This window comes from Pseudonocardia sp. Ae150A_Ps1, assembly GCF_001932315.1.
Classification (GTDB): Bacteria; Actinomycetota; Actinomycetes; order Mycobacteriales; family Pseudonocardiaceae; genus Pseudonocardia.
In genome coordinates, this window is the sequence record NZ_MCIJ01000001.1 from 6,118,571 (window position 1) to 6,135,547 (window position 16,977).

General features: G+C 73.6%; 16 protein-coding genes. 15 read left to right on the forward strand and 1 reads right to left on the reverse strand.

What is annotated here, in order from left to right; translation table 11 throughout:
• The first annotated feature begins 51 nt into the window (after nucleotides 1-51).
• From rpmI to pheT, 5 genes are all read left to right on the forward strand, one after another.
• Nucleotides 52-246, forward strand: coding sequence for a 50S ribosomal protein L35 (rpmI, locus tag Ae150APs1_RS28810; RefSeq protein WP_010225565.1), 195 nt, complete (start codon nucleotides 52-54; stop codon nucleotides 244-246).
• 72 nt (nucleotides 247-318) lie between these two features.
• On the forward strand, nucleotides 319-702 hold the full coding sequence (gene rplT / locus Ae150APs1_RS28815) for a 50S ribosomal protein L20 (protein ID WP_010225564.1): 384 nt from the start codon (nucleotides 319-321) through the stop codon (nucleotides 700-702).
• A gap of 1 nt (nucleotide 703) precedes the next feature.
• Nucleotides 704-1,546, forward strand: a complete 843-nt coding sequence (locus Ae150APs1_RS28820; protein WP_075301486.1) for an RNA methyltransferase — start codon at nucleotides 704-706, stop codon at nucleotides 1,544-1,546.
• Nucleotides 1,547-1,592: 46 nt separating this feature from the next.
• Nucleotides 1,593-2,645, forward strand: a complete 1,053-nt coding sequence (gene pheS / locus Ae150APs1_RS28825) for a phenylalanine--tRNA ligase subunit alpha (RefSeq protein WP_075301488.1) — start codon at nucleotides 1,593-1,595, stop codon at nucleotides 2,643-2,645.
• Between the two features lie 45 nt (nucleotides 2,646-2,690).
• The gene (pheT, locus tag Ae150APs1_RS28830; protein WP_075301490.1) at nucleotides 2,691-5,198 is read left to right on the forward strand and encodes a phenylalanine--tRNA ligase subunit beta; all 2,508 of its coding nucleotides are present in this window, start codon (nucleotides 2,691-2,693) and stop codon (nucleotides 5,196-5,198) included.
• A gap of 13 nt (nucleotides 5,199-5,211) precedes the next feature.
• On the opposite strand, the gene Ae150APs1_RS31585 is transcribed toward pheT, so the two are convergent.
• Nucleotides 5,212-6,024, reverse strand: a complete 813-nt coding sequence (locus tag Ae150APs1_RS31585) for a hypothetical protein (RefSeq protein WP_075301492.1) — start codon at nucleotides 6,022-6,024, stop codon at nucleotides 5,212-5,214.
• Between the two features lie 102 nt (nucleotides 6,025-6,126).
• Between Ae150APs1_RS31585 and argC the strand changes: the two genes are divergently transcribed.
• The 10 genes from argC (at nucleotide 6,127) to tyrS (ending at nucleotide 16,678) form a co-directional block, all read left to right on the forward strand.
• A complete protein-coding gene (gene argC / locus Ae150APs1_RS28840; RefSeq protein ID WP_170918205.1) occupies nucleotides 6,127-7,161 on the forward strand; it encodes an N-acetyl-gamma-glutamyl-phosphate reductase in 1,035 nt (344 codons plus the stop codon).
• On the forward strand, nucleotides 7,158-8,330 hold the full coding sequence (argJ, locus tag Ae150APs1_RS28845; protein ID WP_075301496.1) for a bifunctional glutamate N-acetyltransferase/amino-acid acetyltransferase ArgJ: 1,173 nt from the start codon (nucleotides 7,158-7,160) through the stop codon (nucleotides 8,328-8,330). Before argC ends, argJ begins: the two co-directional genes overlap by 4 nt.
• A 31-nt stretch (nucleotides 8,331-8,361) precedes the next feature.
• Complete coding sequence (argB, locus tag Ae150APs1_RS28850) at nucleotides 8,362-9,288, forward strand: acetylglutamate kinase (RefSeq protein WP_010225551.1); 927 nt, start codon at nucleotides 8,362-8,364, stop codon at nucleotides 9,286-9,288.
• Nucleotides 9,285-10,478 carry an acetylornithine transaminase gene (locus Ae150APs1_RS28855; protein WP_075301498.1) on the forward strand — a complete coding sequence of 398 codons (1,194 nt, stop codon included), beginning with the start codon at nucleotides 9,285-9,287 and terminating at the stop codon, nucleotides 10,476-10,478. Before argB ends, Ae150APs1_RS28855 begins: the two co-directional genes overlap by 4 nt.
• A complete protein-coding gene (gene argF, locus Ae150APs1_RS28860; RefSeq protein WP_075301500.1) occupies nucleotides 10,478-11,398 on the forward strand; it encodes an ornithine carbamoyltransferase in 921 nt (306 codons plus the stop codon). Before Ae150APs1_RS28855 ends, argF begins: the two co-directional genes overlap by 1 nt.
• Nucleotides 11,395-11,946, forward strand: a complete 552-nt coding sequence (locus Ae150APs1_RS28865) for an arginine repressor (protein ID WP_010225546.1) — start codon at nucleotides 11,395-11,397, stop codon at nucleotides 11,944-11,946. The genes argF and Ae150APs1_RS28865 overlap by 4 nt, the downstream gene beginning before the upstream one ends.
• A gap of 84 nt (nucleotides 11,947-12,030) precedes the next feature.
• Nucleotides 12,031-13,440, forward strand: coding sequence for an argininosuccinate lyase (argH, locus tag Ae150APs1_RS28870; RefSeq protein WP_075301502.1), 1,410 nt, complete (start codon nucleotides 12,031-12,033; stop codon nucleotides 13,438-13,440).
• A complete protein-coding gene (locus tag Ae150APs1_RS28875) occupies nucleotides 13,437-14,660 on the forward strand; it encodes an aminotransferase class I/II-fold pyridoxal phosphate-dependent enzyme (protein WP_075301504.1) in 1,224 nt (407 codons plus the stop codon). The genes argH and Ae150APs1_RS28875 overlap by 4 nt, the downstream gene beginning before the upstream one ends.
• Before the next feature lie 63 nt (nucleotides 14,661-14,723).
• Nucleotides 14,724-15,398: a DNA-3-methyladenine glycosylase gene (locus Ae150APs1_RS28880; RefSeq protein ID WP_075302769.1), complete on the forward strand. Its 675-nt coding sequence runs from the start codon at nucleotides 14,724-14,726 to the stop codon at nucleotides 15,396-15,398.
• A gap of 8 nt (nucleotides 15,399-15,406) precedes the next feature.
• Nucleotides 15,407-16,678, forward strand: a complete 1,272-nt coding sequence (gene tyrS / locus Ae150APs1_RS28885; RefSeq protein WP_170918156.1) for a tyrosine--tRNA ligase — start codon at nucleotides 15,407-15,409, stop codon at nucleotides 16,676-16,678.
• Nucleotides 16,679-16,977: the final 299 nt, after the last annotated feature.

The window sequence follows — 16,977 nt, forward strand, 5'->3', positions numbered from 1 at the left end:
TACCCGAAACGACCCCCGGGCCGCCGGGGGCCGACACCGAACGGATTCGTCATGCCCAAGAACAAGACGCACAAGGGGACCGCGAAGCGGGTCCGCACCACCGGCAGCGGCAAGCTGATGCGTCAGCAGGCCGGCCTCCGTCACCGGCTGGAGGTCAAGTCCCGCAAGGAGAAGCGTGACCTCTCGGGCACGGTCGACGTGGCCAAGCCGGACGTGAAGCGCGTCAAGAAGCTGCTCGGTCGCTGACTTTCCGCCCCACGAACTTCCGGCGCCGTCCATCCCCCTCGGCCGGCGCCGAAACCCCCCAGGAGACACACCATGGCACGCGTGAAGCGCGCGGTGAACGCCCAGAAGAAGCGTCGCACCACGCTGGAGTCGGCCGCCGGATACCGCGGACAGCGTTCGCGGCTCTACCGCAAGGCCAAGGAGCAGATGCTCCACTCCATGACCTACTCCTACCGGGACCGCCGCCAGCGCAAGGGCGACTTCCGGCAGCTGTGGATCACCCGCATCAACGCCGCGGCCCGCGCGAACGACATGACGTACAACCGGTTCGTCCAGGGCCTCAAGGCCGCCGGTGTCGAGGTCGACCGCAAGAACCTCGCCGAGATCGCCGTGAGCGACCCGGCCGCGTTCGCCGCGCTGGTCAAGGTCGCGAAGGAGAACCTGCCGGCCGGGACCGAGCAGGGCTCCGCGGCCTGAGGTGACCCGTACCGAGACGCCCGGTACCGAGCGCACCCCGCGCGTCGCAGCCGCCCGCAAGCTGCTGCGACGCCCGGGGCGCGATCGGGCCGGGCGTTTTCTCGTCGAGGGCGCGCAGGCGGTCCGTGAGGCCCTCGACGCCTGCCCCGTGCACGAGGTGTTCGTGACCACGGCGGCCGCGCAGCGACACCCCGAGCTGGTCGAGTCGGCGCGGGAGCGGGGTGCACGCGTCCTGACCGTCACCGACCAGGCGGCGGCCGGCCTGTCCGAGACCGTGACCCCGCAGGGACTGGTCGCGGTCTGCGACCTGCTCGACGTACCGCTCGCGACGGCGCTCGCCGGCAGTCCCGGCTTCGTCACCGTCTGCGCCGGAATCTCCGATCCCGGCAACGTCGGGACCGTGGTCCGGGTGGCGGACGCGGCCGGCTGCGACGCGGTCCTGCTCGCCGGGGACACCGTCGACCCGCACAACGGGAAGGCGGTCCGCGCCTCCACCGGCAGTGTCTTCCACCTCCCGCTGGCGCGTGACCGGGACGCCCAGGGCGTCGTCGCGGCCTGCCGGTCCGCAGGGCTCACCACGCTGGTCGCCGACGGCCGCGGTGAGCTCGACCTGCACGCCCCGGAGGCGGCGCCGATCCTGGCTGGTCCGGTCGCCTGGATCCTCGGCAGCGAGGCGCACGGTCCCGGTCCCGACGTCTTCGCCGCCGCCGACCACCGGGTGCGGGTGCCGATCCACGGCCGCGCCGAGTCGCTGAACCTGGCCACGGCCGCAGCGATCTGCCTGTACGCGACGGTCGGCGCCCGGGCCGGGGCGGCCCCGCGGCCCCCGTCCGCCCGGGACTGACCTGCTCCGAAACCCGTTCGGGGCGCACCTCTACGATCGGGGCACCATGAGTGACGACGGTACGAACCCGCTGGACCCGGACGCGCTGAAGGCTGCCGTGGAGGCGGCGCGTGCGGCGTTCGACGCCGCCGCGGACCTGGACGACCTGGCCGCCGTGAAGCCGGCCCACCTCGGCGACCGTGCCCCGATCCCGATGGCCCGCCGCGAGCTCGGGCAGCTGCCCGGCCCGGAGCGCGCCGACGCCGGGAAGCGGGTCAACGCCGCCCGCCTGGAGGCACAGGCCGCGTTCGACGAGCGCCGGGCCGTGCTGGTCACCGAGCGCGACGCGCGGGTGCTGCGCGACGAGGCCGTCGACGTGACCCTGCCGTGGGACCGGCGCCCCCGCGGCGCCCGGCACCCCGTCACCCAGCTGTCCGAGCGGATCGCCGACATCTTCGTCGCGATGGGCTGGGAGGTCGCCGAGGGCCCCGAGGTCGAGGCGTCGTGGCTGAACTTCGACGCGCTGAACTTCGGCAAGGACCACCCCGCCCGCACCATGCAGGACACCTTCTACCTCGGTGATCCGGCGCGCGGGCAGGACTCGGGGACGGTGCTGCGCACGCACACCTCGCCGGTGCAGGTCCGGACCCTGCTCGAGCGGGAGCTCCCCGTGTACGTGGCCTGCCCGGGCCGCACGTTCCGTACCGACGAGCTGGACGCCACGCACACGCCGGTGTTCCACCAGGTCGAGGGGCTCGCCGTCGACCGCGGTCTCACCATGGCGCACCTCAAGGGCACCCTCGACGCGTTCGCCCGCGCCGTCTTCGGGCCGGAGGCCGGTACCCGGATGCGGCCGTCGTACTTCCCCTTCACCGAGCCGTCCGCCGAGGTGGACCTCTGGTTCCCGCAGAAGAAGGGCGGGGCGGGCTGGGTCGAGTGGGGTGGCTGCGGGATGGTCAACCCGAACGTCCTGCGCGCCTCGGGCGTCGACCCTGACGAGTTCTCCGGCTTCGCGTTCGGCATGGGCATCGAGCGGACCCTGATGTTCCGCAACGGCATCCCCGACATGCGCGACATGGTCGAGGGCGACGTCCGCTTCTCCACCGCGTTCGGCGTCTGAGCGATCCCGCCACCACCTGCGTCACCACCTGAGGAGTTCTGAGCAGTGCGAGTGTCCGCCTCCTGGCTCGCCCGGCACGTCGACCCGGCGGCCCTGCCCGCCTCGCCCGAGGAGATCGGCGAGGCCTTCGTGCGGGTCGGGCTGGAGGTCGAGGACATCCACCCGACCCCGGAGATCAGCGGGCCGGTGACGGTCGCGCGGGTGCTGGAGATCTCCGAGCTCACCGGGTTCAAGAAGCCCATCCGGTACTGCCGGGTCGGCTTCGAGGGTGACCGTTCCCGCCAGGTCGTCTGCGGGGCGACCAACTTCGCCGTCGGCGACCTCGTCGTCGTCACGGAGCCGGGGGCCGTCCTGCCCGGCGGGTTCGCGATCGCCTCGCGGACGACCTACGGGCACGTCTCCGACGGCATGATCGCCTCGGCGAAGGAGCTCGGCCTCGGCGCGGACCACGCCGGGATCCTCGTGCTGCCCCCGGGCACCGCCGAGCCTGGCGACGACGCCGTGGCCGTCCTCGGTCTGGCCGAGCCGGTCGTCGAGCTCGCCGTCACACCGGACCGGGGCTACTGCTTCGCCGTGCGCGGCCTGGCCCGCGAGCTGGCCACCTCGCTCGGGGCGGACTTCACCGACCCGGCCGGCCGGGTGACCGTCCCGGACACCGGCGGCGACGCCTGGCCGGTCCGGATCGCCGACACCGAGGGGTGCCCGCGCTTCGTCGTCCGCCGCGTGGACGGCGTCGACCCGGCCGCGGCCAGCCCCTGGTGGATGCAGCGCGCGCTGCTCTCCGCCGGGATTCGGCCCATCTCGCTGATCGTCGACGTCACGAACTTCGTCATGCTGGATCTCGGGCAGCCGCTGCACGCCTACGATGCCGTGCGCGTCTCCGGAGCGATCGAGGTCCGCCGGGCGGCGGCGGGGGAGAAGCTGGAGACGCTCGACGGGCAGTCCCGCACCCTCGACCCCGACGACCTGCTGATCACCGACGACTCCGGGCCGATCGGGCTCGCCGGCGTGATGGGTGGGGCGTCGACCGAGATCCCCGCGCTCGCCGACCTCACCGACGACGCCCGGGTGGACGTGCTGATCGAGGCCGCGCACTTCGCCCCGCAGGTCATCGCCCGCGCCGCGCGTCGGCACAAGCTGCCGAGCGAGGCGTCCCGCCGTTTCGAGCGGGTCGTCGATCCGGCGCTGCCGCCGGTCGCGGCCGAACGGGCCGCGCAGCTGCTCGTCGAGCTGGGCGGCGGCACGCTCGCCGACGGGCGCACGGACGAGGGCGGGATCCCTGCGGTCCCGTCGGTGCGGATGCCGCTGTCGATGCCGGACCGGGTCGCCGGCGTCGCCTACCCGCGGGGTGCCACCGTCCGCCGCCTCGGCCAGGTGGGGTGCGCGGTCGACCTGGACACCGGCACCGACGGTCAGGGCGTCGTCGTCGCGACGCCACCGACCTGGCGACCGGACCTGCGGATGGCCGCCGACCTGGTCGAGGAGGTGCTGCGGCTCGAGGGCTACGACACCATCCCCTCCGAGCTGCCGACCGCTCCGGCCGGGCGCGGGCTGACGGTGTCCCAGCTGCGGCGGCGCGCGGTGGCGCGGGCGCTGGCCGAGGCCGGGCACGTCGAGGTGCTGCCGTTCCCGTTCGTCTCCGACAGCGTGTGGGACGACCTCGGGCTGGACGCCGGTGACGAGAGGCGTCGCACCGTCGCCGTCACCAACCCGCTGGACGCCGAGCGGTCCCGGCTGACCACCACCCTGCTGCCGGGGCTGCTGGACATGCTGGTGCGCAACCGTTCCCGTGGGACGGAGGACCTCGCGCTGTACGCGATCGCGCAGGTCGTGCAGCCGCAGGAGACCACACCGGAGATGCCGGACCCGGCGGTCACCGGCAGGCCGTCCGACGACGAGTACGCCGCGATCCGGGCCGCGCTGCCCGCGCAGCCGGTGCACGTCGGCGTCGTCCTCGCCGGGAACCGTGAGCCGCGCGGATGGTGGGGGCGTGGCCGCCCGGCGGCCTGGGAGGACGCCGTCGAGGCCGCCCGCCTGACGGGTGCGGCGGCGGGGGTGGAGCTCCGCCCGCGGCGCGCCGAGCGCGCGCCGTGGCACCCGGGCCGGTGCGCCGAGATCGTCGTGGCCGGGACCGGGACGGTCGTCGGTCACGCCGGCGAGCTGCACCCGAAGGTCGTCGAGGCGCTGGGTCTCCCTGCGCGCACCGCCGCCGCCGAGATCGACCTGGACGCGGTGCCGCTGCGCGAGAACCTGCCGGTCCCGCTGGTGTCGGCGTTCCCGCCGGTCGCGGTGGACGTCGCACTGGTCGCCGACGAGTCGGTCCCCTCGGCGGACCTCGCGGACGCGCTGACCGCGGGTGCGGGGGAGCTGCTGGAGTCGGTGCGGCTGTTCGACGTCTACACCGGCGACCAGGTCGGTGCGGGCAAGCGGTCGCTGGCGTTCTCGCTCCGGTTGCGCGCCGGGGACCGGACGCTGACCAGCGAGGAGGCGAACACCGCGCGCGACGCCGCGGTCGCCGAGGCGACGAGCCGGTACGGGGCGGCGCTGCGCTGACCCGTGTCGTGGCTCAGCGGGGGAGCGCGGCGGCCGCGGAGCGTGCGGCGGCCCGCCACTGCTCGTCGCTCGGGGTGCGGCCGGCGACGGCGATCGTCACGAGGTGGCGTGCGGTCCCGAGCTGCAGCGTCGGACCGGCCACCGTGCCGAGCAGTGCGGCCTGCGTGCCGTCGCCGGTCCCGGTGAGCGGGCGGGCGCCCGCGGCGTCGCGCACGTAGCGGGCCGGGGTGGTCCGGTTGGTCGTGTACACGTTCACCGCGACCGACGACGACCCGCCGACGGCGAAGCAGGAGCGGGTGGTGGTGCCGTCCGACCGGCGGACCTCGGAGTCGGCCGCGTCGACGGCCGGGCCGGTGCCGAGCAGGCCGGTCAGGGCCACCTCGTCGAGGAGGCACTCGTCCGCGAGGACGTCCGAGGTGAGCGCGGGCGGCGCGGTGGCGGGTCGTGGCACCGGGGCGCCACGCCCCGGCCGGCGACCACCGGTCTCCCCGTCACCGCCGACCGCCACCGGCGGGACGACGCGGGTCGCCCCGGTCACCGGGGCGGGCGGCGGTGTCTGCGGGGCGGGTTCCGGCACCGGGGCCGGCGCGGGCTCGCCCGTCACCGGCGACGCCGGCTCCGTGAACGACGACGGTGGGACGCGTGTCGCCGTGGGCCCGGGTACCGGTGCGGCCACCCCGGCGGGACGGGCCGGTCCCTGACCGGCCGGCCACGGCGTGCCCGCCACGGTGGTCGCGCAGCCCACCAGCACGACCGCGGCCAGGCCGGTCAGGCCCGCCGCGACGATCCTCGCCGGGAGATACCCGGTCGAACGCTCCGTCCGCACCCGCGGGAGGCTAGGGTCCGGCGGCGTCGCCGGTCGCGGTCCGCGGTCCCCCGATCGCGATCGCGAACCGCGTTGCATGAGCTTCCGTCGGCGTGCATAATCATCCACGTGGTACGCATCGCAGTGGCGGGAGCCAGCGGGTACGCCGGGGGAGAGCTCCTCCGGTTGCTCCTCGCACATCCGGACGTGGAGATCGGTGCCCTCACAGCAGGCGGCAACGCCGGGAGCCGTCTGGGCGAGCACCAGCCGCACCTCGCGCCGCTCGCGGAGCGTGTGCTGGAGGAGAGCACGGCGGAGCGTCTCGCCGGGCACGACGCGGTGTTCCTCGCGCTCCCGCACGGCAAGTCCGCCGAGCTCGCCGCGCAGCTCGGCGAGGACACCCTGGTGATCGACTGCGGGGCGGACCACCGGCTGACCGATCCCGCCGCCTGGGACCGCTGGTACGGCGGCGAGCACGCCGGGCACTGGCCGTACGGCCTGCCCGAGCTGCCCGGGGCACGGGAGCAGCTCGTCGGCTCGAACCGGGTCGCCGTGCCCGGCTGCTACCCGACGGGCACGAGCCTCGCACTGTTCCCCGCGCTGGTCGCGGGCCTGGTCGCGCCCGAGGTCGTGATCACCGCCGTGACCGGCACGTCGGGCGCGGGCAAGTCGCTCAAGCCCCACCTGCTCGGCGCCGAGGTCATGGGCTCCCTGTCGGCGTACGGCGTCGGGGGCGCCCACCGGCACACCCCCGAGATCACCCAGAACCTGTCGGCCGCACTCGGCGCACCGGTGTCGGTGAGCTTCACCCCGGTCCTCGCGCCGCTGCCCCGGGGCATCCTCGCCTCGTGCTCGGCACCGCTGGCCGATCCCTCGACCGACACGGCCACGGTCCGGCAGGCGTACGAGAAGGCCTACGCGGGCGAGCCGTTCGTCCGGCTGCTGCCGGAGGGGCAGTGGCCGACCACCGCGCAGACCCTGGGGTCGAACGTGGTGGCCCTGCAGATGACCGTCGACCCCGACGCGGGGCGCCTGATCGTCGTCTCCGCCATCGACAACCTCACCAAGGGCACCGCCGGCGGTGCCGTGCAGTGCATGAACCTGGCGCTCGGCCTGCCCGAGACGACCGGCCTGCCGACGACGGGAGTGGCACCGTGAGCGTGACCGCAGCGCAGGGGTTCCGTGCCGCGGGGATCGCCGCGGGGATCAAGAAGTCCGGCAGGGCCGACCTGGCGCTGGTCGTCAACGACGGGCCGCGCACCGAGGCCGCGGGCGTGTTCACCCGGAACAAGGTGAAGGCCGCTCCGGTGTTGTGGTCGCAGCAGGTGCTCACCACGGGAGCGCTCCGCGCGGTCGTGCTCAACGCCGGCGGCGCGAACGCCTGCACCGGCCCCGAGGGCTTCCAGACGGCGCACGCCACCGCGGAGAAGACCGCGGAGATGCTCGGGTGCGGCGCGATCGAGGTCGCGATCTGCTCGACCGGTCTCATCGGCGAGCAGCTCCCGCGCGAGACCGTGCTCGCCGGTGTGGAGAAGGTGTCCGGCGAGCTGGCGGCGACTCCCGAGGCGGGGGCCTCGGTGGCCGGCGCGATCATGACCACCGACACCGTGCCGAAGGAGGCCCAGGTCTCCGACCCGGCGGGCTGGACCGTCGGCGGCACCACCAAGGGCGCCGGGATGATCGCCCCGTCGATGGCGACGATGCTCAGCGTGATCACCACCGACGCGGTGGTCGAGCAGCCGGTGCTCGACGCGGCGCTGCGCGAGGCGGTGCGCTACAGCTTCGACCGACTCGACGTCGACGGCTCGATGTCGACCAACGACACCGTGCTCGTGCTGTCGTCGGGTGCGTCGGGCGTGCCGGCCGACCAGGCCGTGTTCACCGCTGCGCTCACCCGGGTCTGCCGGGACCTGGCCGCCCAGATGCAGGCCGACGCCGAGGGGGTCAGCAAGCGGATCACCGTGCGGGTCAGCGGGGCCGCCTCGGAGGACGACGCAGTCACGGTCGCCCGCACGATCGCCCGGGACGCGCTGGTGAAGACCGCGATGTTCGGCTCCGACCCGAACTGGGGCCGGATCGCCGCCGCGGCCGGGTACGCCGACGCGGACATCGATCCGGAGACGCTGGACATCACGATCAACGGCGTGCTGCTGTGCCGCGGTGCCGTCGTGGCCGGTGACCGCGCCGACTGCGACCTGTCCGGCAAGGACGTCCTGATCGAGGTCGAGCTCGGCCGCTCCGGCGGGATCGAGGGCAACACCGCGGAGATCCGGACCACCGACCTGTCCCATGCCTACGTGGAGGAGAACAGTGCCTACTCCTCCTGAGCAGTCCGCCGCGAGCAGACCGCAGCCGCAGGTGGCGCCCTCGCCGGAGACACCTGCACGGCTGAAGCGGGCCGGCGAGAAGGCCGGGGTGCTGGCCGAGGCGCTGCCGTGGCTGCAGCGCTTCCACGGCCGGATCGTGGTCGTGAAGTACGGCGGCAACGCGATGATCGACGAGGAGCTGAAGCAGGCCTTCGCCCGGGACATGGTCTTCCTGCGGCTGGCGGGCATCCACCCGGTCGTCGTCCACGGCGGCGGACCGCAGATCAGCGCGATGCTCACCCGGCTGGGGATGCCCGGCGAGTTCCGCGGCGGGCTGCGGGTCACCACCCCGGAGACGATGGAGATCGTCCGGATGGTGCTCTTCGGTCAGGTCGGCCGGGAGCTGGTCGGGCTGATCAACCAGCACGGGCCCCTGGCGGTGGGGCTCTCCGGTGAGGACGCCGGCCTGTTCACCGCCGAGAAGCGCACCGCCCTGGTGGGCGGCGACCCGGTCGACATCGGGCTGGTCGGCGACGTCACCGAGGTGAACCCGGACGCGGTGCTGGACATCATCGCCGCGGGCCGGATCCCGGTGGTCGCCGGGATCGCGCCGGACGCCGACGGCCAGGTGCACAACATCAACGCCGACAGCGCGGCCGCCGCGCTGGCGGGTGCACTGGACGCCGCGAAGCTGGTGGTGCTCACCGACGTCGAGGGGCTCTACGCGAACTACCCCGACCCGGAGTCGATCATCACCTCGCTGACGGCGGACCAGCTCGAGCCGATGCTGCCCCGGCTGGAGAGCGGCATGGCGCCCAAGATGGAGGCCTGCCTGCGCGCGGTGCGCTCGGGCGTCGGGCAGGCGCACGTGATCGACGGGCGGGTACCGCACTCGGTCCTGCTCGAGGTCTTCACACACGAGGGTGTCGGGACGATGGTCCTTCCCGACACCCCTGCTGACGGGGTGACACAGGAATGACCACGCACGCCCAGCGGTGGCAGGCCGCGCTGATGAACAACTACGGCACCCCGCCGCTGACCCTGGTCCGCGGCGAGGGCGCCCACGTGTGGGACGCCGAGGGCCGCCGGTACCTGGACCTCTACGCCGGCATCGCGGTCAACGCGCTGGGCCACGCCCACCCCGCGGTCGTCGAGGCGGTGTCCACCCAGGTCGGCACGCTCGGCCACACCTCGAACTTCTTCATCACCGAGCCCGCTCTCCAGCTCGCCGAGCGCCTGCAGGGGCTGCTCGGCCGGGTCGACGCGCGCACGCTCCTCTGCAACTCCGGGACCGAGGCCAACGAGGCCGCGTTCAAGATCGCGCGCCGCACCGGGCGGCCGGAGATCGTCGCCTGCGAGGGTGCGTTCCACGGCCGCACCATGGGAGCGCTCGCGCTCACCGGGCAGCCGGCAAAGCGGGCCCCGTTCGAGCCGATGCCGTCGGGTGTCACGCACATCCCGTTCGGAGACCTCGCGGTGCTCGACGCGGCGGTCACCGAGAACACGGCCGCGGTGTTCCTGGAGCCGATCCTCGGCGAGGCCGGGGTGATCGTGCCCCCGGAGGGCTATCTCGCCGAGGCGCGCCGGATCACCGCGGAGCGGGGGGCCCTGCTCGTCCTCGACGAGGTGCAGACGGGCATCGGGCGGACCGGGCAGTGGTTCGCCCACCAGGCCCACGGCGTCGTTCCCGACGTCGTCACCCTGGCCAAGGGCCTCGGTGGCGGTCTGCCGATCGGAGCCTGCATCGGGATCGGCGCAGCGGCCGCGCTGCTCGAACCGGGGCAGCACGGCACCACCTTCGGCGGCAACCCGGTCGCCTGCGCGGCGGCGCTCGCGGTGCTCGACACGGTCGCGACCGACGGCCTGCTCGAGCACGTCGGCCGGCTCGGCAAGGAGATCCGCAGCGGGATCGAGGGCCTCGGACACCCGGTGGTCGGCGAGGTGACGGGTGCGGGCCTGCACATCGGCATCGGGCTGACCTCGCCGGTCGCGGCCCAGGCGGCGACCGCGGCGCGCGACGCCGGTTTCCTGATCAACAACTGCACACCGGAGCGGCTGCGCCTGGCCCCGGCGCTCACACTGACCGACGAGGAGGCCCACGAGTTCCTCGCCGCGTTCCCCGCGATCCTCGACGCGGCCGCCGCCGAGCGGGAAGGCCAGGGCAGCTGATGCTCCGTCACCTCCTGCGCGACGACGATCTCTCCCCGGCCGAGCAGACCGAGGTCCTCGACCTGGCCGACCGGCTCAAGGCCGACCGGTTCTCCGAGCGTCCCCTCGAGGGACCGAAGGCCGTCGCCGTCGTCTTCGACAAGTCCTCGACCCGCACCCGCGTGTCGTTCGAGGCCGGGATCACCCAGCTCGGGGGCACGGCGGTCATCCTCGACGGGACCACCAGCCAGCTCGGGCGTGGCGAGACCATCTCCGACACCTCCCGGGTCCTGTCCCGCTACGTCGACGCGATCGTCTGGCGCACCTCGGGCCAGGAGCGGATCGAGGAGATGGCATCGGTGGCGACCGTGCCGGTGGTGAACGCGCTGACCGACCGGTTCCACCCGTGCCAGATCCTCGCCGACCTGCAGACGGTCCGGGAGCGGCTCGGGCGGCTCGCCGGCGTCACGCTCACCTACCTCGGCGACGGCGCGAACAACATCGCGCACTCGCTGCTGCTCGGCGGGGCGACCGCCGGGCTGCACGTGCGCGTGTCCGCCCCGGCCGGGTTCACCCCGGACCCGGAGGTGGTCCGCGACGCGAAGGCGCGCGCCGAGCGGACCGGCGGTTCGGTCACGCTCGTCGCCGACCCGGTCGCCGCGGTCGCGGGCGCCGACGTCCTGGTCACCGACACCTGGACGTCGATGGGGCAGGAGGAGGACGGTCTGGACCGGATCGCGCCGTTCCGCTCGTACCAGATCGGCGCCGATCTGCTCGCCCGCGCCGCCCCCGGCGCCATCGTGCTGCACTGCCTGCCCGCGCACCGCGGGGAGGAGATCACCGACGACGTGATCGACGGCCCGGCCAGCGCGGTGTGGGACGAGGCGGAGAACCGGCTGCACGCGCAGAAGGCCCTCCTCACCTGGCTGCTGCGCGCATGAGCGACGGCGAACGACGTCAGGGCAACGCGAGCCGGGTCACCCGGCAGGCCAAGATCGTCGACGTGCTCTGGCATCGCGCGGTCCGCAGCCAGCCGGAGCTGCAGGTCCTGCTGGACCAGCTGCACGGCATCGAGACCACACAGGCCACGCTGTCGCGGGATCTCGACGAGCTCGGCGCGGTCAAGCTCCGTGGCCCCGACGGCGGCGCCCCGGTCTACCGCATCCCCGAGGACGGAAGCCCGGTCCGTGGCGTCGAGGGCGGCACGACGCGGCTGGGCCGCTTGCTGGGGGAGCTGCTCGTCTCGGCCGACGCGAGTGGGAACCTGGCGGTCCTGCGGACGCCGCCGGGCGCCGCGCACTACCTTGCGAGCGCGCTCGACCGGGCCGCGCTGCACGACGTCGTCGGGACCATCGCCGGCGACGACACGATCATCGTGGTCGCTCGCGAGCCCCGCACCGGGGCGGAGCTCGCGCAGCGGCTGCAGGAACTGCCGAACGCCGTGCCGGCCGACGTGCCGGTCCCGGCGCACGCGACGAAGGAGAGCTGACATGGCGGACCGGGGCGTACCGGCCCACGGAGCCGGGCCGGGCACCGCACCGGCGACCGGCGGCACCGGCGACGGGCGGCGGTCATGAGCGCCGCGCTGTGGGGTGGCCGGTTCGCGTCCGGTCCGGCCGATGCGCTCGCCGCGCTGAGCAAGTCGACGCACTTCGACTGGGCACTGGCCCCCTACGACATCCGCGGTTCGAAGGCGCACGCCCGCGTGCTGCACCGCGCCGGACTGCTGTCGGACGAGGAGCTGTCCGGCATGCACAAGGCGCTCGACGAGCTCGCCGCGGACGTGGCGTCCGGCGTGTTCGGCCCCGAGCCGGGTGACGAGGACGTGCACACCGCTCTGGAGCGCGGCCTGATCGAGCGGGCCGGGCCCGACCTCGGCGGGAAGCTGCGCGCCGGCCGGTCGCGCAACGACCAGGTCGCCACCCAGTTCCGGATGTGGCTGCGCGACGCGACCCGGCGGGTCGCCGACGGGGTGCTCGACGTGGTCGATGCGCTGGTCGGCCAGGCCGAGACGCACTCGTTCGCGGCGATGCCGGGCCGCACCCACCTGCAGCACGCCCAGCCGGTGCTGCTCGGTCACCAGCTCGGTGCCCACGCGCAGGCTCTGCTGCGCGACGTGGACCGGCTCCGCGACTGGGACCGGCGCACCGCGTACTCGCCGTACGGCTCCGGCGCGCTCGCCGGTTCCTCGCTGGGGCTCGACCCGGAGGCCGTGGCCGCGGAGCTCGGCTTCACCGGCTCGTCGGCGAACTCGATCGACGGCACCGCGTCGCGGGACTTCGCCGCCGAGGCCGCGTTCGTGCTTGCGATGATCGGCGTCGATCTCTCGCGGCTGTCGGAGGAGGTGATCCTCTGGGCGACCGCCGAGTTCGGCTACGTCACCCTCGACGACGCCTTCTCCACGGGCAGCTCGATCATGCCGCAGAAGAAGAACCCGGACGTCGCGGAGCTGGCCCGCGGCAAGTCCGGCCGGCTGGTCGGGAACCTCACCGGGCTGATGACGACGCTCAAGGGCCTTCCGCTCGCCTACAACCGCGACCTGCAGGAGGACAAGGAGCCGCTGTTCGACTCGGTCGCCCAGCTCGAGCTCCTGCTCCCCGCGATCGCCGGGATGGTGGCGACACTGACCTTCCACACCGACCGGCTGGCCGAGCTGGCCCCGGCCGGCTTCACCCTCGCGACGGACGTCGCGGAGTGGCTCGTCCGCCAGGGCGTGCCGTTCCGGGTGGCGCACGAGGCGGCCGGCGGATGCGTCCGGGCCGCGGAGGCCCGCGGCGTCGGCCTCGACGACCTGACCGACGGCGAACTGGCCGGCGTCCACCCGGCGCTGACTCCGAGTGTCCGCGAGGTGCTGAGCGTGGAAGGCTCCATCGCGTCACGGGACGCCCGGGGCGGTACCGCGGGCGACCGGGTCGCCGAGCAGCTGACCGACCTGCGCGACGAAGCCGCAGCAGCACGAGAGTTCACCGGAGGAACCGCATGACCGACCCTGCCGCAGTGTACGAGGAGCTCAAGGCCGCCGGCCTGAAGCTGGACCTGACGCGGGGCAAGCCGTCATCCGAGCAGCTCGACCTGTCGAACGCGCTGCTCGGACTGCCGGGTGCGGGTGACCACCGCGCAGCCGACGGCACCGACACCCGCAACTACGGCGGTCTCAAGGGCCTGCCCGAGCTCCGGGAGATCTTCGCGCCGTCCCTGCAGGTCCCGGTCGACCAGCTGATCGCGTGGAACAACTCCAGCCTGGAGCTGATGCACGACACGCTGGTGCACGCGCTGCTGTCCCCGTTGCCGGGCGCGACCACCCGCTGGGCCGACGCCGGCCGGGTGGCCTTCATCGCGCCCGTCCCCGGCTACGACCGGCACTACGGCGTCTGCGACCGCCTCGGCATCGACCTGGTGTCCGTTCCGATGACCCCCGAGGGCCCGGACATGGACGAGGTCGAGCGGCTCGTGGCCGACGCCCCGTCGATCAAGGGCATCTGGTGCGTGCCCAAGTACTCGAACCCGGACGGTGCCGTCTACTCCGACGACGTCGTGCGCCGGCTCGCGTCGATGCCGACCGCGGCCCCGGACTTCCGGATCATGTGGGACAACGCCTACGCGGTGCACCACCTGACCACCGACGAGATCGAGTTGGCCGACATGCTGGCGCTGGCCGCCGAGGCCGGTCACCCCGACCGTCCGTTCGTGTTCGGCTCGACCTCGAAGATCACGCTCGCCGGTGCCGGCGTCGCCTTCCTCGGCGCGTCGCCGGCGAACGTCGACTGGTGGACGGCGCTCACCGGCAAGAAGTCGATCGGCCCGGACAAGGTCAATCACCTGCGCCAGGCCCGCTTCCTCAAGGACGAGGCCGGTCTGCGTGCCCACATGGCCGCCCACCGTGAGCTGATCGCGCCGAAGTTCGCCGCCGTCGAACGGCTGCTGAGCGAGGCGTTCTCCGACGTCGAGGGCGTCTCGTGGACGACGCCGAAGGGCGGCTACTTCGTCAGCCTCACCGTTCCGGAGGGTCTGGCGACCGAGGTCGTGCGCCTCGCCAAGGACGCCGGCGTCGTGCTGACGCCGGCCGGTGCGACGCACCCGGGAGGCAAGGACCCGCAGGACGCGGTCATCCGCCTCGCCCCGACCCTGCCGCCGCAGGACGAGGTGGAGAAGGCGATGGCGGGTGTCGTGACCTGCGTGCAGCTCGCCCTGTCCCGGCGCTGAGTGGGGGCGGAGCACGACGCCGAGGGGCCCGACCGGTACGACCGGCCGGGCCCCTCGGCCGTCCTGGACCGGTCGGAGCTGGCGGTCGACGTCCTGCCGGCCGCCGAGCGGCTCCTGGGGTGCGTGCTGGAGGCGGACACCCCGGACGGTGTGGTCGCGGTGCGGCTCGTCGAGGTCGAGGCGTACCGGGGACGGGACGACCCGGCGTCGCACTCGTTCCGGGGCCGTACTCCGCGCAACGCGGTGATGTTCGGACCGCCGGGGCACCTCTACGTGTACTTCGTGTACGGCATGCACTTCTGCGCGAACGTGACGTGCTTGTCCGACGGTGAGCCGGGCGCGGTGCTGCTTCGTGGTGCCGAGGTCCTGACCGACCCGGGGGTCGCCCGGCTCCGGCGGCCGACCGCCCGCACGGACGCCGACCTGGCTCGCGGACCGGCCCGCCTGGCGTCGCTGCTCGGGCTGGGGCGCGACGACAACGGTGTCGACGTCACCGACCCGGCGTCGCGCGTGCGGCTGGTCGCGGGGGACCCGGTGCCCTCCGGGTCCGTGCGGACCGGTCCCCGGGTGGGTGTGGCGGCCGCGGCCGACCTGCCGTGGCGGTACTGGGTGGCGGGGTCGACCGCCGTGAGTACGTACCGGGCGGGGACCCGGGCAGGGCGCAGGAGCCGTTCCGACGGCGGCTCCCCGGATGGGGATCCGTACCCGGATGCGGCGTCCCGGCCCCGCCGACGATGATGGGCGGCGTGGGTACGGACATCCTGGACGAGCTGGAGTGGCGCGGCCTGATCGCGCAGAGCACCGACCGTGACGCGCTGGCGAAGGATCTCGCCGGCGACGAGCCGATCACGCTCTACGCCGGGTTCGATCCGACCGCGCCGAGCCTGCACGCCGGGCACCTCGCCCCGATGCTGACGTTGCGACGGTTCCAGGAGGCCGGTCACCGGCCGGTGATCCTCGCCGGGGGAGCCACGGGGATGATCGGGGACCCGCGGGACGTGGGGGAGCGGACCCTCAACGACGAGGCGACCGTCGCCGAGTGGACGGGCCTGATCCGGGGCCAGCTCGAGCGGTTCGTGACGTTCGACGACTCCCCGACCGGGGCCCTGGCGGTCAACAACCTGGACTGGACGGGGCAGCAGACCGTCCTCGAGTTCCTGCGCGACCTCGGCAAACACTTCCCCGTGAACACGATGCTCGCCCGGGAGACGGTGAAGCGTCGTCTCGCCGGGGAGGGCATGTCCTACACCGAGTTCAGCTACCTGTTGCTCCAGTCGCAGGACTACCTGCACCTGTACCGGGAGCTCGGCTGCCGTCTCCAGATCGGTGGCTCCGACCAGTGGGGCAACATCGTCGGCGGGGTCGACCTGATCCGGCGGATCGAGGGTGCGTCCGTGCACGCGATGACACTGCCGCTGGTGACGGACTCCGAGGGGCGGAAGTTCGGCAAGTCCACGGGTGGCGGCAACATCTGGCTCGATCCGGACCGGACCTCGCCCTACGCCTGGTACCAGTACTTCGTGAACGTCGCCGACGCCGACGTCATCGGCTACCTGAAGCTCCTCACCTTCCTGGATCGCGAGGAGATCGACGTCCTGGCCACCGAACTGACCGACGCGCCCCATCTGCGCAGCGCACAACGACGGCTGGCGACCGAGCTGACCACGATGGTCCACGGTGAGGAGCAGACCCGGCAGGTGACGACGGCGAGTCAGGCCCTCTTCGGACGCGCAGACCTGTCCGAGCTGGACGCCGGCACGCTGGCCGCAGCGCTCGCCGAGGTACCCACGGCCGACACCGGTGGGAGCGACACGATCGTCGACCTGCTCGTGTCGACCGGACTGACCGACAGCCGGGGCGCCGCGCGCCGCGCGGTCAAGGAGGGCGGGGCGTACGTCAACAACGTGAAGGTGACCGACGAGGAGTGGGTGCCACGCGCCGAGGACGCCCTCGCCGGGGGATGGCTCGTGGTCCGGCGCGGGAAGCGCAACCTCGCGGGCGCACGCCTTGCGGGCTGAATGACTGCCTGACCTGCAGAGACTGTCGTTGGGTACCCCCCCGTGCAGAGGCCCTGTCCACGGTGCTGTAACTTTCTCTTCGTCGCCAGGACGGGACGGACGAGAGCGGGAACGGCCGACAGGCCGAAGCCCCGAGTCCGGGCCGGGGGTGACGGCCTCGAGATCCACTCTGGTGGAGATCAGGACGCCTGAGACAAGGGTTGACTCTGGCCTCAGGTGCACGTAGCATAGAAGAGTTGCCTCCCTGAAGGAGCAACTCGATGCCCCGGGACGACGGCCGAGAGGTCCGGTTCTCGAGC

What these genes read in the sequence shown, in the direction of transcription:
- pheS (WP_075301488.1), top strand. Translation starts at nt 1,593, where the DNA reads ATGAGTGACGACGGTACGAACCCGCTGGACCCGGACGCGCTGAAGGCT.
- Ae150APs1_RS28855 (WP_075301498.1), top strand. Translation starts at nt 9,285, where the DNA reads ATGACCACGCACGCCCAGCGGTGGCAGGCCGCGCTGATGAACAACTAC.
- rplT (WP_010225564.1), top strand. Translation starts at nt 319, where the DNA reads ATGGCACGCGTGAAGCGCGCGGTGAACGCCCAGAAGAAGCGTCGCACC.
- Ae150APs1_RS28875 (WP_075301504.1), top strand. Translation starts at nt 13,437, where the DNA reads ATGACCGACCCTGCCGCAGTGTACGAGGAGCTCAAGGCCGCCGGCCTG.
- argH (WP_075301502.1), top strand. Translation starts at nt 12,031, where the DNA reads ATGAGCGCCGCGCTGTGGGGTGGCCGGTTCGCGTCCGGTCCGGCCGAT.
- argF (WP_075301500.1), top strand. Translation starts at nt 10,478, where the DNA reads ATGCTCCGTCACCTCCTGCGCGACGACGATCTCTCCCCGGCCGAGCAG.
- rpmI (WP_010225565.1), top strand. Translation starts at nt 52, where the DNA reads ATGCCCAAGAACAAGACGCACAAGGGGACCGCGAAGCGGGTCCGCACC.
- Ae150APs1_RS28865 (WP_010225546.1), top strand. Translation starts at nt 11,395, where the DNA reads ATGAGCGACGGCGAACGACGTCAGGGCAACGCGAGCCGGGTCACCCGG.